This is a genomic window from Prochlorococcus sp. MIT 1327 (assembly GCF_047304785.1).
Lineage (GTDB): Bacteria > Cyanobacteriota > Cyanobacteriia > PCC-6307 > Cyanobiaceae > Prochlorococcus > Prochlorococcus marinus_D.
On the sequence record NZ_CP138972.1, the window covers coordinates 1,762,995 to 1,777,383 of the forward strand.

Here is a 14,389-nt window from a genome sequence, read left to right on the forward strand (position 1 = left end):
TCCAAACGCACTTGCAGAGGATGCTTGCATCGCAGGAGTCTTCAATCCCAAAGCGGATGACATTCCTGCGCTGATCCGCTCGCTACAGCTCAAACGTAAACCCTTAATGGTTTGCAGCGGAGGCACAACCAGTCGCTGTGCAGCTGAAGGACACTGGACCCTGGATCTGCGCCAAAGCTGTCGCCAGATCCATTTCGATCCCAGCACCCAACACGTGGAGATTGGGGCTGGTCAGACAATGGAGAGTCTTCTCAGGGAACTCGCCAAGCACGGACGAAGTTTTCCCACAGGGCTATCAGGACTGCCAGGCCTCGGTTACATCCTCACTGGAGGAGTCAGCCCTTTGAGTCGCAGTCAAGGATTAGCAATTGATCAAATCCTTGAGATCAAAGGTGTATGGGGCGATGGAGAAAGCTTTGTTCGCTCCAAGCCGGAAGCTGCTTGCTGCTCTGAAGATCAATTGGCTTGGCGTGGCCTCTGCGGAGCAGCTCCTTTTCTGGCTGTGATCACAGACCTCAAGCTTCAGACACATCTGCTGCAACCGCTGCGTATCTGGCAATCAAGTTTGACGTTTGAACAGCTGTTGGAGCTTATCCATCAGGCTGAAAGCTGGCCTGATTCGTTAAGCCTGCAGTGGATCTGGGGGGATGAAATCCACGCTTACGGAGTGATGCTTGCGAACGATGCTGCCGCTGTTGCGACATTCAATCAGCTGCAAAAAACAACTCTCTGCACAAACGTTGTTGAAATTGACGATGTTGCTGGCATACATGAATTGCCACCATTTGCATTGCCTGTTGTTTCAAACGCAGTGATTGGGCGTTGCCACTCTGAAGTCGTTGCATTGCTTGGCCCTGCTTGGGGGTCTGCCTGTCAGGGAGTGATCACGGCCCTTGCCGAACTGATGGCAGAACGCCCAGATCCAAGGTGTTCCTTGGCTGTTCAACAACTCGGCGGAGTCGCCAGTCGGCAACGTAAAGATGTCAGTTCTTTGATTCACCGTGAGGCGATCTGGAAACCATGGATCACGGCAGCCTGGCCGGCTGGAGATAGCCATATCAGAGCGCTAAGTCTCAACTGGCTAGAGAAGGTATGGGCAACGCTTGAGCCTTATTGCGCAGGAGTTCATCTGGCTCAGATGCATCCGCATCTGCCATGGCATCAGCGGGAGCTGAAAGCAGCATTCGGCGAATGGTTACCAGGTCTTCAAGAACTTAAGGCTCGTCATGACCCAAACGGTATTTTGCCGTCGCTTTGAGATAAGGTCTGCCGTCAAAGCCAGCCTTTTTAATGATTAACCGGTCAGAACCATCGTTGATCAAACAGTGGTTAGGCAACCCTCCAAAAGATCTCCTCTCCGGGCTGGTGGTTGCCTTCGCAATGATCCCGGAGGCGATTGCCTTTTCAGGCATCGCTGGTGTTGATCCGCAAGTGGGCCTCTTTGGAGCGTTTTGCCTTTCAGTCACCATCGCCATAGTCGGCGGACGTATGGGGATGATCACCTCAGCGACTGGCTCGACAGCACTGTTGATGACAGGGCTTGTGGCGACTGGTAATGCCGTTGGTGAAGGCCTAGGCCTTGCCTATTTGATGGCAGCAGGCCTATTGACTGGGCTCTTGCAAATCCTTTGGGGTTATTTGAGACTTGCCTATCAAATGCGTTTTGTTCCTCAAGGGGTTCTAAGTGGATTTGTGAATGCACTCGCCTTATTGATTTTTCAAGCTCAATTACCCCAATTAGGCCTGAATCTGCATTACGGAGAAGCTGTAGTTAGCGATCATGCCACCCAGATTTTGCCTACTGGTGGACAGATCCCTTTGGTTTGGGGGTTGGTGATCCTTGGCTTGGTGATTATTTATGGCTTACCACGCTTGACTCGCCTGCTGCCTTCTCAGCTCGTGGCCATCATTGTTTTGACGATCATTAGCATCGGCTTCGGCTTCGATATTCCAACCGTTAAAGATTTAGGACATCTCCCAACTGGTCTTCCTAGTTTCACACTTCCATTTGGGTCATTAGCAGATGGGAAAGTGCCATTCAACCTCGAAACATTTGGATTGGTATTACCCACAGCTCTCGCGGTTTCCTTGGTTGGGCTGATTGAGACTTTCCTCACCCAAGACATCGTTGATGATTTAACTGATACCACATCAAACAAGAATGTTGAGGCTCGAGGCCAGGGAATCGCAAACGTTGTCTCCTCTCTTTTTGGAGGAATGGCCGGTTGTGCACTTGTCGGCCAATCGGTAATGAATACAGAGAATGGTGGGCGTAGCAGACTTTCAACATTGTTTTCTGGCGTCAGTTTATTGTTAATGATCTTGGTGGGTCGAGTCTGGTTAGAACAAATCCCTATGGCGGCGTTAGTGGCTGTGATGATTGCGATTGCTGTCAGCACTGCTGATATCCGCGGACTCCGACAGCTGAAAAAGATTCCTCGTAGCGATACAGCTGTGATGCTGATGACTTTTGCCGTCACCATGCTCACCACACCCCATAATTTGGCGCTGGGAGTTTTAGCGGGTGTTGCACTCGCAGGAATACTCTTCAGCCGTAAAGTTGCCAAAGTAATCCGTGTAAGTGTTATTCAAGTCAACCCTGATGAGCTTCGTTATGAAGTCAGTGGACAATTGTTCTTCGTGAGCAAGGTTTATTTTTTACAGGGCTTTGACATTCACAAGCACCCTGCCAAAGTGACGATCGATATGTCGCGAGCACACATCTGGGACCAAAGCGGAGTTGCTGCATTGGATCAGGTGATCCGCAAGCTTCGCCTTGGAGGATCAGAAGTCGAGGTGGTGGGCCTTAACAAGGAAAGTCTTGATCTATTTGAACGCATAGGCGGCAATCAAGAGCCTGCTCATATCTAGAAGGGTTGTATTTGAGATGATGCCCAAGATTTTCTAAGCCTTCTTATCGTTAGAGTTGTTTGCAGCGCCAATGATTTCAAATCCTGAACTGGCTTAAAGATATTAGATTCATCTAAATCATTGATTCTTTATACACGATGATATTTTGTTAATGCAATAACTTCCTGGGAATATTCCAGTCGGGCTGTATATTTCACCAACCATAAAACGCGCTACTTTACAAAATCATGAGTTTGATTTGCTGCTAAAAAAAAGATGTCTTAGTTCATTTTGAAATTCACTCATACACCTTCTCTGAGCTGCTATAACTCTTTAGCTCACCAATGCTTTTCATGGCGAACTTCGATGATTCTACGCCCTTTCTTCTGCTGGCCCGCATCCATGTAAAACCAGGCTGTGTTGACGATTATCTTTCACTGGCTGCGACGACAGATGCAGGGGTAAAAGATTCTGAGCCTGGGATGTTGCATCACACCTTTGATCAAGATCCAGATGATCCCCTAGCTTTTGTTTGGTCTGAGGTCTATGCAAATGATGCAGCCTTTTTGGCTCATCTATCGAACCCCATCGTTGGTGACTATCTCGCTAAGCATGCAGAACTTGGTGATGGTTTTAGTGTTGAGGTCTATGGAACCATTGGCGCTGAGTGTCGAGCTGCAATGGCAGCAACTGGATTACCCCTAAAAATCTTCGAGACAAGATGTGGATACAGTCGTTGTTGAGCCTTATCAATAGTTTTTCAGTCTAGCTTTTGCAAGCTATGCTCATCAACTAGACAAGTTAAAGGTATTTATTATTATTTACGACTGACCAGCATCATCTATATTGTTAGATTTACAAACAGAGCACATCCTTCGGCTCGCTAAATCTAAATCGTATTCACTACGGTTCGAGTTATGATTTAATTTAGACGCAACTGCCTTCGATTGAAATAACTTAATACAGCCTTCCTTGTTATCTACTAGCTTATAAGCAACACTTTCCCTCTACCAATATCCTTTGATCAACTTGCAAGCAATCGAACATTAATATCAATTTCTGAAAGTAGAGAGCGAGGCAAGCTAGAAATTTTAAGCAAGTATCTTTAGTGAATTTTAGCTATCTGATCAGATCAAAACTATGTTTGGATTTCAAAAAGGTCTCCAAGTTTTTGAATTGCTTCAGACTAAAAATGAGCTAGGAATATCTGCCTGCATAAATTCGTCTAGAGTAACTCCATTAAAAATTGCCACTGGTGCGGAATCAAAAACGATTGCAGCACAATTGCCAATTTCGACAATGCTCAAATAATCGATAAACTTATCAATATCTTCAAACTCTAATTGATCTTTTTAGGATCAAAGTCTTCAACAAGAGAATAAGAATTAGTAGCAAGAACACTTTCTGCCGTAATATATAGCGTATCTTTACCTGTACCAGTCAAGACAAGATCAAAACCAGGAGTTAGATACAATCTATCCCAGCCTCCATGAGCATATATAATGTCATCAATTGGCGAGCTATATATATCTTCTTTGCCGTTGATACCGTGATAGCCATAATCATAGTTACCAGGATTTTCTTTTAGCTTAGACAAGGTGCCATGGTTGGCATATGCATCTGACCTATCAGATAATGAATCATAACCTTCGTCTAAATCCTCAATATTAAAAGCCTCTCTCTATTCTTCTGGATCTAGGGCTCGCCAGTCGAGTGTCATTTTTAGATTAGTACTTTCCAGGCTATATCAGCTTGACTTGCAAGAACAGATAATTACATATTTCTGTTTCATTGTCTAATCCTTCAAAAAGGCTTAATCAGTCAACCGCCAGGCTTCTTTTGGCCTTGAATTACTCCTTCTTGTATCTATGAGAAGTCACTTGAAGCAAAGCTGCCTCTAATCCTTTCTTGACTCTACCTATAAACTTGTGACAATGCTTTGCTTCACTTGTGGCAACAGATCCAACGCCATCCTTTCGCTTGATTTAACAGATGCTTATTCACTCCTTTAGCTTGATCTAATGATAGCTAAATAGCTGACCAAATTGACACCTTTTTATTTAGACAATTCTAACTTTCTTTGCAATTATCTTTAGATTACCTATCTCGCCATCCAAAGTATGTGAAAATGACAACCATCCATCTTCTTGCTCAATGAATAAGCTTCTGGCCACAGCTCTGACCAGCTTGGTCTTATTAACCGCAGGATGCGCCTCCATTGATCAAGAGGATTCTTCTCGGCTTGATTTAATCAATAAGCGAGGTCAATTAAATTGTGGCGTTAGCGGCAAAATTCCAGGCTTTAGTTTTCTACTTGGCGATGGTCGCTATGAAGGGCTAGACGTTGATATCTGCCGCGCTATGGCCGCTGCAGTTGTTGGTGATGCCACGAAAGTGCAATATCGCCCTCTTACAGCTCCCGAACGATTCACCGCTCTAAAAACAGGCGAAATTGATCTGCTTTCACGTAACACAACATTGAATCTCAGCCGGGATGCAGCAGGAGGTAATGGTCTCACCTTTGCACCTGTGGTGTTTCACGATGGCCAGGGGTTGATGGTCAAGCGAAGTAGCGGAATTAAGGGCCTTCAGGATTTGAAAGCCAGCAACATCTGTGTGGGCTCAGGCACCACGACGGAACAGAACCTCAACGATGCATTTCAGGAACGAAAGCTTTCTTATACGCCGATCAAGTATCAAGATCTCAATCAGGTTGTCGCCGGTTATCTCCAGGGTCGATGTCTAGCGATGACTTCCGATCGTTCTCAACTTGCGGCGGCCCGATCTGGTTTTCCTGATCCTGAACAGCACATCATTCTTGATGTTGTGCTGAGTAAGGAACCGCTTGCCCCGGCTTCAGTGGGTGGAGACCAGCGTCTTGCTGATGCCATCCGATGGGTGGTCTTTGCTCTTTTTGCCGCTGAAGAATTTGGTATTACTCAAGAGAATGTCGACAGCAAGCTCGAACAAGCCAAGTCAAACCCACAGATGTCGTCGTTGCGACGCTTTCTAGGCGTTGATGCTGGCCTTGGTCAAAAGCTTGGTCTGGCAGATGATTTCGTTGTCAAGGTGATCCGAGCCACAGGCAATTATGGAGAGATTTACAACCGCCACCTCGGCCCAAACAGTTCTGTGCCAATTCCTAGAGGCCTAAATCGCTCCTATCGGCAAGGTGGCTTGCTGATCGCGCCACCATTTAACTAACCCCCTATGAAGCGCTCGCAGCACTTTTGCTTGCAAGTTGGCGTCGCTCTCGCTCTGCTGACCATTCTTGGCGTGTTGATCAACAATCTCGCTGTGAATCTGATCCGCACGGACATGGGGCTCAGCTTTCTTTGGTTAGGACGACCGGCAGGCTTTGCTCTAGCTGAACATCCGCTGTCTTATAGGCCTTCGGATAGTTATGCCTGGGCTCTTTGCATGGGCTGGCTAAACAGCCTCAAGGTCATCCTTTGCGGCCTTGTTCTGGCAACAGTGATTGGAGTGCTTGCAGGGGCTGCCAGAAGTAGCCGCAATCTGCTGTTACGAGCACTGTCTAGCGGATATGTGGCCTTGATCCGGCAGATCCCTCTGTTGCTTCAGCTGTTGTTCTGGTATTTCGTTGCTTTCTTAAGCCTTTCCGGGACCCCCTTGGCGCCATTGGGAAGCTTGATCCGTATCTCGAACCAAGGGATCGAATTGCTTGGTCTAAATCTGAGCGTTGAATTTTCGGCTTTATTAGTGGGCCTAAGCGTCTTCACAGCAGCATCGATTGCTGAAATTGTCCGCGGTGGATTGAATTCTGTTCCGAGTGGTCAATGGGAAGCGTTTCGCAGTCTTGGTTTGCCAGAAGGTTTTGGGTTACGTCGAGTGGTGTTACCTCAAGCTTTACCAGCCATCCTGCCTGGCCTAACAAGCCAATATCTCAATTTGGCCAAAAACAGCACATTGGCGATCGCCGTAGGTTATGCCGATGTCTATGCGATAAGTGATACGACAATCACACAGACCGGCAGAGCGATTGAAGGATTCCTCTTGTTGTTGATCAGTTTTTTGCTGCTTAATCTTCTGATCACTGGAGGGATGGAATTTCTCAATCGGGTTGTGATCAGATCCCAGCAATAGCCTTAAGCTAAATGAGGTTTAGGTTTTTCATGGATTCTTTACTTCAACGGCGCATCGCAGCAGTGCTCTTGTTTATTGCAGCTGCCATTGCCATCCTTTTGCCTTTTGCCTCGGCCACCCTGCTAACCATTGCCCTCGGGGGGGCTGCCTGTGCCGCAGGTATTGGCCAATTATTGCGTCTTGGCGGTGAAGCAAGCCTGCAGGGCAAAGTATTTAGAGGCTTCAGTGGCGTGCTTTATATCGCAGCTTCTGTTTGGATTTTGATCGACCCTGTTGATAGTGAAATCAGCCTTACCTTGTTTGCAGGCGTCCTACTTTTAATAGAAGGCTTGATGGAATTGGCTGGAGGTGCTGCATCTCCAAGCCCTTTGGGTGGATTGGTGGTCTTCGATGGAGTGATTACAGCAATCTTCGGTCTATTGCTTGTTATTGAATGGCCATCAGACAGTATTTGGGCTCTCGGAACATTGTTCGGGGCAGCATTGTTCCTATCTGCAATCAACCTGCTGAGGGGCCCTAAGCCTGCTGAGACCACTTAGCAAGTGGATCTCATTGGCGAGATCAGCAAATATCGCCAATTTGAACAGTAAGGTGAGATCTCAACATTCCCATAGGGGTGCATAGAATCCTTCAATATTTGCACTACTACTACTTAGCTGTAGACAATGTACTCCGAGGCAATGCAGAAGCCAAAAGAATCATTAACCTCACCTAAGTACCAAAGCAGGTGTCAAGCAGAAGAGGATGATCATGATTTCGTAAAGCATCATCCCGCCATAGTGGATGCGGTCAAAGCTTCTCTTGCTGAGATCGATGAACCAGCGTGAATGCCAGCGGTAGCCCGATTCACGATGCCGTATGAAAGCAATCAGCCAGAAGGTCAAGAGTGCGAAATTCAGCACCGTTGCCTTGGCAAAGATTTCAGCGAATTCAGCTCTCTCCATTGCCTAGATCTTGGTTGATCTCTAAGCAATAGCAATGGCTTTTGCTTCTGTCCATGCTTGGCTCAACAAGGGCAACAGAACCTCTGTTTCAACAGGATGCACAAAGGGGCTTACGTTGATGATCTGCATCGATGGCCTATGCGTTTGAGCCTGTCCCTTGATCGTTTCTATCCCAAGAGAAGTGGTCCGAATTGAGTTTCTAGTTCTCCTGAGTACACCTGCTAAATCCTGATGCAGTCTGGGCCAAGCCCTTTTAAACGTCTGAAACGGCACCTATTGGCCACCCCTTTGGATGGCTTGATTACTTTTTTGCTGCTTGCCCTGCTTGGTTGGGTTGCGACCACAACCCTGCATTGGCTTTTTGTTGATGCGGATTGGCAAGTCGTTAGCCAAAACCTTCCGCTCTATGCCTTTGGTAGCTATCCACCTCATCAACGTTGGCGCCCATTTCTTTGGATTGCGCTGCTGATAGGCCTCACCTTTTTAACGCTGTTGGGGCCACGTCGGGGTTGGATTCGGAAGGCCTTGCCTTTGGTATGGATTGCGATGGTGCCCTGTGGTGTGGTTCTTCTTGCTGGTGGCCTCGGTTTACTGCCGATCCCTTCTCATGCCTGGGGTGGCCTAACCCTCACCCTGCTGCTAACCGCCTGCAGCGGTGCTCTTGCCCTGCCGCTGGGCATCCTTCTGGCACTCGGACGTCAAACCAGGCTGGCCGTGATCCAACGAAGTTGCAGCGTCTATATCGACGTGATGCGGGCTGTTCCTCTAATCGCAGTGTTGTTTTTTGGTCAGCTGTTGATTCCCCTTTTCCTTCCCATGCATCTAGAAGTCAATCGAGTCCTGCGCGCTGTATTGGCCTTCGCATTATTTGCTGCTGCATACATCGCTGAAGACGTACGAGGTGGATTGCAAGCGATCCCACGAACCCAGCGTGAAGCTGCTGCTGTGCTGGGCCTGAGTCCTAAGCAAATAATTCAACTTGTGGTGTTGCCGCAGGCACTTCGTACAGCTCTACCGGCCCTGACCAACCAAGCAGTTGGATTACTTCAGAACACCAGCCTGATGGCCATCTTGGGTTTGGTGGAACTCCTGGGGATCAGTCGCAGCCTGTTGGCCAACCCTGATTTCATAGGTCGGTATCTGGAGGTGTATGTATGGCTAGCAGGTGTTTACTGGTTGGTTTGCACTGCTATGGCCTTACTTGCCCGTCATCTTGAACATCAACTGAGCCCCACAAGGTCTGCGACTTCAAAGCGATGATTCCAGCCATTCAAGCCACGGGCCTTGTTAAATCCTTTGGTGATCATCAGCGAGCTCTTGATGAGGTGTCGTTGCATGTTGAAAGCGGAGAAGTTTTGGTCGTAATGGGTCCTTCGGGTTCTGGTAAAAGCACCTTGATTCGAACCTTCAATGGACTCGAGTCGCTTGATGAAGGGCGACTTGAAGTGCTTGGTATCCCCTTAGATGCAGACCACGATGAACGTCAGATACGACGTATCCGTAAACGTGTGGGCATGGTGTTTCAACAATTCAATCTCTTCCCGCATCTATCCATCCTCGACAACATCACTCTTGCACCGATTCGTGTGCAACGTCGGCCTCGAAAGGAGGCGGAGGCACGCGCTAATGATTTATTAACTCAGATGGGAATTGCCGAGCAGGCAGGTAAATACCCTGGCCAGCTGAGTGGAGGGCAGCAACAACGAGTAGCCATTGCACGTGCACTCGCACTACAACCTGAAATCATGCTTTTTGATGAACCGACAAGCGCTCTCGATCCGGAACGGGTCAAGGAGGTTCTTGATGCGATGCGGTCGCTAGCGAATGCTGGGATGACCATGGTGGTTGTCACCCATGAGATGGGCTTCGCCCGTGAGGTAGCAGATCGGGTGTTGTTTATGGATGAGGGCAAGGTTGTGGAGACCTCATCACCAGATGAGTTTTTCGCGAATGCTCGTGAAGAGCGCAGCCGCCGTTTTCTCAATCAAATGATGTGAATTTCTCCAAGGATTTTTAGGATTGAAGCAATTTCGACTTCAGCGATTGAAACTTGTGCATAGGCATTGAAATTCCAGCTGTTACTGAAAGCTTCTAGTCCTTATGCAACATACGAGAAGAAGACATCACGGTTATCACTAACGGAGTGAGCTCCCTTGATATAAGTATCAACATCGCCTGTATTCACCGGCCTGCTGTCATTATCTGCGTTCAACCCAAACATCCAAGAGAAGTCTCCGTTCAACCAATGATAACCAAGACTTGTTAAAACCAAGACTTATTAAAATACTAATCAAGGAGAGTTTTACTTTGCCATTACTTTGATGCCTTTGCTACACAACCAATTGGATCATGCAAGAACAATAACTTCGTTATAATGCTTGTTAATTCATTGCGCAACGGTCATTCTCAATCGTCCTTTCCTGATGCGCTATCAGCAAAAGTCTTCTCCAATCGCGCTTTGATTGTCTCGTCCTGGCTGATCTTCGTTTGATAGGGCGGCTTTCGTTGAAAGCTGACCTTTTCCCCAGCCCCGAAGTCAAACAGCCCTCCTGCCTTCATTTGCCCGAGTGGACCTCTCTCGATTGGGCCGTTCTTAAACATCGCAGTTTTTGCCAAATAGCCAACACCAAGGCCAACCAACACCGCCATTGAGATCAACGTGAGTAGAGCAGTGTGCGTCTCCATCTAGATCACATGTCCATCCCTGCAGCCTTGCACACCTCTGATCAGCTCGCATGGCCAGAGGTGGTAAGTAAATGATCTTCTGGTCAGTGATCATTCAGCTCTTGATTGCTGGTTGCAGCTTCACGTTTGCTCTTCCCCAAAGGGGGGCTTAATGGTCAGCGAATGGCATTTCAAGCCATTCCTCCTACAGATCAGGCCTGGAAGCCCTGATCAGATAACTGCAATTAATCCTGGGGGAGCTTGCCATGGAGTTGGATCCAACTCTTGATCACCTGTTCGGCTTCCTTCGGAATGGATCTCAGCCTGCGCCAGAAGGCAGAGCTGAACCAGATCCTCCATGGTTATGGCCAAGTGCTTAGGAGCTCGAGAACGCAGGAGAAGCTCTAGAAGAGGCTTTTGAGGAGAACGGTTCTTGGGGCGTGTTCTCTGGGTCTAGCTTGGTTGAGACTGTGCGGGGATTCACCCAGACCTTCCGCCTTGCATTGGATCAAGCGAAGGAGGCACGGCTTACTAAGCGTGAGGCCGCCAAGGAGGTGGTCGATGCCGATCGCTGATGGGTTACTTGCAGCCATTGAGGAGGTCAACAACCTCGACAAGAAGCTGGCTCGTGACATCAGGGAGCACATCGACTCCCAGGCCCGCACGCTTGAGGCTCTGAAGAATGAGGTGGAGGCCAAGGCATTTCCCCTCAAGCCTTTAGGTCGTTATCTCCAGCAAAGAAGGAGTCGTTCTAAATGCTGAAGGTAAAAGAGCTTAAAGCCATTGCGTCACGCATGGCTCTCACTGGACGGAGCAAATACACAAGGAAGCAACCATCATCCATTTCCTTATCGAAAACAAAGCACCACTCGCTCAGTTATATGAACAGCTGTTGGCGTTTTGGGTTGAGCACAGCCGATAAGGGATTTGTTGCAGAGGAGCGCCTAAGCAAGGAGCGTCTTGCCAAAGCACTCCCAAAAGCTACTGGGGTGTGCCTATCTAGACAGGCAAAGCTGGTGTGCAATTACACTGAGGGAATTATTTTCTAGAAACTAATTCTTAGAGTTCTAAATGAGCATTGATCAACTCATAACTCCTAACACCTTCGGCTTTATAGCTGCTGCATTAACGACCATTGCATTCATACCTCAGGTCATAAAGACATGGAAAAGCAAGAAGGCTGATGATGTATCAATAGTGATGCTCTTGATGTTTATCGCTGGTCTGTTATTTTGGATCATCTATGCAATAGCAACGAATGCTCTTCCTGTACTTATTGCAAACATCATTACCTTCATCCTCAACGTGACAATCCTTACCTTGAAGTTAATCTACGGAAAACAACCCACTACAGCAGGCTAAAAGCAGATGGTATCAGCTCTTGCTAAAATATATTTTCAAAGGTCTAAACTATGTTCACTAGCTAAAATTATTAATTATGGCTATCCGGTACAGCTCTCTAGCAGATCCTCTGATAGCCTACATAGACAAAGATCAAGAAAATACATCGGGTAGAGCATCAAGCTTACTAAGCCCAATCAACTACAACGCAGATCTATTTGCTAACGAGGCAAAGTTTTTCACTGGCAACTATGGATTTGACGGATATATTGGAGTACCAGGCTTACTCGGGCCAGGGGGCCAGCAGGCAGCTGCGCATCACAATGTTGCCTGGGAAAGTGTTGATCCAGATCTTAGTCCAACGCTCCGTGCGCTAACAAGTGCAGCGAGCATTGTTGGATCTAAAGCTGTTTATGGCATGAGTCTTTTGTTGCAAGACACCATGCCATTGGTGTTCAGTTATCCAGTCTTACCAACAACCTTAGATGGTGATGGAAGCGATTTTGAGATCACCCTGAACGATGGTTCGATCGTATCGCCTGCCCTTGCAGGATTCTTGCCAAACCTCGAATACAATGAACGCCAAACGATTGTGGTGGCAGGTGATTTCGGCAATCGCCTCAACCCCGAAAGTGAAGGAGCCCGCTATCCGGTATCGGTTCGAATCGTCAATGACGGCACACCCCTGCAGATGCTCTCAGCAAAAGGGCCTGTCTTTGCTACAGAACTGTCCATCGATAGCAGCAACTCCTATGTTCAAGGTGATGGCCCGAAGCTGGTTGCGGCCAAACTCAATACCTTCAGTCCGCTTGGAGAAGGCGGACCTATTGGCGTTGGCGCCACTTCAGCTAGCAACAGCGGGAGCGATCTTTATGGGGATCAAGCCCAATATCGCCTACGCCTTTATACCAGTGCAGGATTCTCACCAGATGGTATTGCAAGCCTGCAACCCAGCGAGTTCAATAAATACTTTATTCTTGAAGCGAAAGGCGATAACGGCGAAAAAATTTCACTTACTAAATCGAATCAGGATTACACTATAGGCAAGTATGGTTCCATCAAAGTTGTAGGAATAGCAGATTTAGCACCAGCAGGAACAATAGAAAATGCCGCTTATGTGGAAGATCATGATAATTACTACGACATCATCCTAGAAGGTGATCTCAGTGCAATTACGAGACTAAAAAGTGTTCGTATGCCATCAAGTGGTAATTACCAGGCCGTTTATAACCCTGGTGGACCCGGTAATAATCCGGATGCAAAGGCTGCAGCACCAGGCCCGTTTACGATGCCGAGCGTTGATCACACCATTGCCATCATCAACGACCTTAATGGTGCGATGACTGCCACCTATGTCGAAATCGAAGGAGCCGTACTGACAAATCCATTGAGTAACTTGCCGGTTGGAAAGCTGCTAGGAGTAGCAGTGGAAGACACGGTCAGCGGCCAGCAAATTTACGCGTACGAAGATCCCTATGGACGTCGTTTCTACACAAGTTTCGAAGCCTCCAAAGACGTAGCATCGGCACTTCCTAGCAACCTTCTGACGCCGAAGTCGATTGACCTGATCGACACAACAGGTTTTGCGACCAACTCCAGCATCATTATTTCCGGGTCATTTAGTCGCTCAGCATCTCACAGCTCAACATTGCAGTTTTATGAGGTAGCAGGACCCGATGGTGGCGTAGTTGACCCTGTTACTGGCAGAACGCTGATGCCCAATGAAAGCGGCTACAACTATGTGGCGAGGAGCAATCTGCTTACCAGCAAAAATAGTTCATTGAAAATCGAAAATAAGGAAATCAATAAATTTCAGTTCAATGCCGAGGCCGGAAAGATTTATGCACCATTGCTGATCAACGAAGTAACCTGTGAACAGTATTTTGCCTTCACTGGCGCTAACTCTGACAAGTCCGCGCATTTCACTGCTCTTGGTCCCAATGGCTTCGGTGTAGAGGATCTATTTGGTGGTAGAGATAAGGATTTCGCCGACATGATCGTGCGATATACGATCACAGTCTGAATCTCAACAGTTAAGTCACGCTTTGCTGTAGTTCTTCCATTAAGCGTTCACTCATACATAAAGATCTGCTGCACTGCCGTCCTCTTGAGCAGCGACTGGTTGGATCGGAGAACTCACTGAGGCAAGAGCAGCAGCACCAGGAAGCGACAGAGGAAGACGAAGGGAACGCTGCACTGGGATTGAACGCTTAAAAGGTCTTTGATTATCTCGGATATTTTTGCTTGCAGCTGTCAGGCCACATCTACTGCAGAAAAAGGAGACTGAGGAACTTCAACAACTGAACATTAAAAAGCCCCGCCATGATGCGAGGCCTTTGTTTATTTGATTTCTCCCCCCTGGGGCGGTGATGATTTTTTGTTTTCATCCTTCACCGCTATCAATAGATTCACTCAACCTCTTTGAAAATGCAGTGACCTGGCTCAATGCCAACAGTGAGCTTGAGCACAAACATCAAGAACATATC

Annotated in this window: 17 protein-coding genes; 12 read left to right on the forward strand and 5 right to left on the reverse strand. The window is 47.6% G+C overall.

From position 1 onward, the window contains the following. Positions 1-61 precede the first annotated feature (61 nt). The 3 genes from SIB80_RS08655 to SIB80_RS08665 all read left to right on the forward strand — a co-directional run bounded on the left by SIB80_RS08655 (position 62) and on the right by SIB80_RS08665 (position 3,593). Positions 62-1,258, forward strand: a complete 1,197-nt coding sequence (locus tag SIB80_RS08655; protein WP_169189871.1) for an FAD-binding protein — start codon at positions 62-64, stop codon at positions 1,256-1,258. Positions 1,259-1,290: 32 nt separating this feature from the next. Further along, positions 1,291-2,871: a SulP family inorganic anion transporter gene (locus SIB80_RS08660; RefSeq protein WP_011130277.1), complete on the forward strand. Its 1,581-nt coding sequence runs from the start codon at positions 1,291-1,293 to the stop codon at positions 2,869-2,871. Positions 2,872-3,203: 332 nt separating this feature from the next. Continuing rightward, positions 3,204-3,593, forward strand: a complete 390-nt coding sequence (locus SIB80_RS08665) for a putative quinol monooxygenase (protein WP_063419192.1) — start codon at positions 3,204-3,206, stop codon at positions 3,591-3,593. A gap of 596 nt (positions 3,594-4,189) precedes the next feature. Here SIB80_RS08665 and SIB80_RS08670 read toward each other — a convergent pair. After that, a complete protein-coding gene (locus SIB80_RS08670) occupies positions 4,190-4,447 on the reverse strand; it encodes a hypothetical protein (RefSeq protein ID WP_063419177.1) in 258 nt (85 codons plus the stop codon). Positions 4,448-5,004: 557 nt separating this feature from the next. Here SIB80_RS08670 and SIB80_RS08675 point away from each other — a divergent pair. The 3 genes from SIB80_RS08675 to SIB80_RS08685 are packed head-to-tail and all read left to right on the forward strand — an operon-like array spanning position 5,005 to position 7,493. Further along, on the forward strand, positions 5,005-6,054 hold the full coding sequence (locus SIB80_RS08675; RefSeq protein WP_063419178.1) for an amino acid ABC transporter substrate-binding protein: 1,050 nt from the start codon (positions 5,005-5,007) through the stop codon (positions 6,052-6,054). Positions 6,055-6,060: 6 nt separating this feature from the next. Next, positions 6,061-6,954, forward strand: a complete 894-nt coding sequence (locus tag SIB80_RS08680; RefSeq protein ID WP_063419179.1) for an ABC transporter permease subunit — start codon at positions 6,061-6,063, stop codon at positions 6,952-6,954. A gap of 29 nt (positions 6,955-6,983) precedes the next feature. After that, the gene (locus tag SIB80_RS08685) at positions 6,984-7,493 is read left to right on the forward strand and encodes an HdeD family acid-resistance protein (protein WP_063419180.1); all 510 of its coding nucleotides are present in this window, start codon (positions 6,984-6,986) and stop codon (positions 7,491-7,493) included. A gap of 168 nt (positions 7,494-7,661) precedes the next feature. Here the strand turns inward: SIB80_RS08685 and SIB80_RS08690 are convergent, their stop codons facing one another. Next, a complete protein-coding gene (locus SIB80_RS08690) occupies positions 7,662-7,898 on the reverse strand; it encodes a DUF6868 family protein (RefSeq protein ID WP_063419181.1) in 237 nt (78 codons plus the stop codon). 231 nt (positions 7,899-8,129) lie between these two features. Here SIB80_RS08690 and SIB80_RS08695 point away from each other — a divergent pair, with 231 nt between their 5' ends. Together SIB80_RS08695 and SIB80_RS08700 are read left to right on the forward strand one after the other, a co-directional pair. Beyond that, on the forward strand, positions 8,130-9,158 hold the full coding sequence (locus SIB80_RS08695; protein WP_063419182.1) for an amino acid ABC transporter permease: 1,029 nt from the start codon (positions 8,130-8,132) through the stop codon (positions 9,156-9,158). Further along, positions 9,155-9,895, forward strand: a complete 741-nt coding sequence (locus SIB80_RS08700; protein ID WP_063419183.1) for an amino acid ABC transporter ATP-binding protein — start codon at positions 9,155-9,157, stop codon at positions 9,893-9,895. Before SIB80_RS08695 ends, SIB80_RS08700 begins: the two co-directional genes overlap by 4 nt. 409 nt (positions 9,896-10,304) lie before the next feature. On the opposite strand, the gene SIB80_RS08705 is transcribed toward SIB80_RS08700, so the two are convergent. Further along, on the reverse strand, positions 10,305-10,583 hold the full coding sequence (locus tag SIB80_RS08705; RefSeq protein WP_063419184.1) for a hypothetical protein: 279 nt from the start codon (positions 10,581-10,583) through the stop codon (positions 10,305-10,307). Positions 10,584-10,793: 210 nt separating this feature from the next. After that, entirely contained in the window at positions 10,794-10,922 is a 129-nt protein-coding gene (locus tag SIB80_RS08710) for a hypothetical protein (RefSeq protein ID WP_255454329.1), read from the reverse strand. An 80-nt stretch (positions 10,923-11,002) separates the two neighbouring features. Here SIB80_RS08710 and SIB80_RS08715 point away from each other — a divergent pair, with 80 nt between their 5' ends. The 4 genes from SIB80_RS08715 to SIB80_RS08730 all read left to right on the forward strand — a co-directional run bounded on the left by SIB80_RS08715 (position 11,003) and on the right by SIB80_RS08730 (position 13,926). Beyond that, positions 11,003-11,137, forward strand: coding sequence for a hypothetical protein (locus SIB80_RS08715; protein WP_255454328.1), 135 nt, complete (start codon positions 11,003-11,005; stop codon positions 11,135-11,137). Then, complete coding sequence (locus tag SIB80_RS08720; RefSeq protein ID WP_063419185.1) at positions 11,124-11,324, forward strand: hypothetical protein; 201 nt, start codon at positions 11,124-11,126, stop codon at positions 11,322-11,324. Before SIB80_RS08715 ends, SIB80_RS08720 begins: the two co-directional genes overlap by 14 nt. Positions 11,325-11,633: 309 nt before the next feature. Continuing rightward, entirely contained in the window at positions 11,634-11,924 is a 291-nt protein-coding gene (locus SIB80_RS08725) for a SemiSWEET transporter (RefSeq protein ID WP_063419187.1), read from the forward strand. Positions 11,925-12,321: 397 nt separating this feature from the next. Next, positions 12,322-13,926 carry a DUF4114 domain-containing protein gene (locus tag SIB80_RS08730; protein WP_236065955.1) on the forward strand — a complete coding sequence of 535 codons (1,605 nt, stop codon included), beginning with the start codon at positions 12,322-12,324 and terminating at the stop codon, positions 13,924-13,926. 51 nt (positions 13,927-13,977) lie between these two features. Here SIB80_RS08730 and SIB80_RS08735 read toward each other — a convergent pair whose 3' ends face one another. Further along, entirely contained in the window at positions 13,978-14,100 is a 123-nt protein-coding gene (locus SIB80_RS08735) for a hypothetical protein (RefSeq protein WP_277346408.1), read from the reverse strand. Positions 14,101-14,389: the final 289 nt, after the last annotated feature.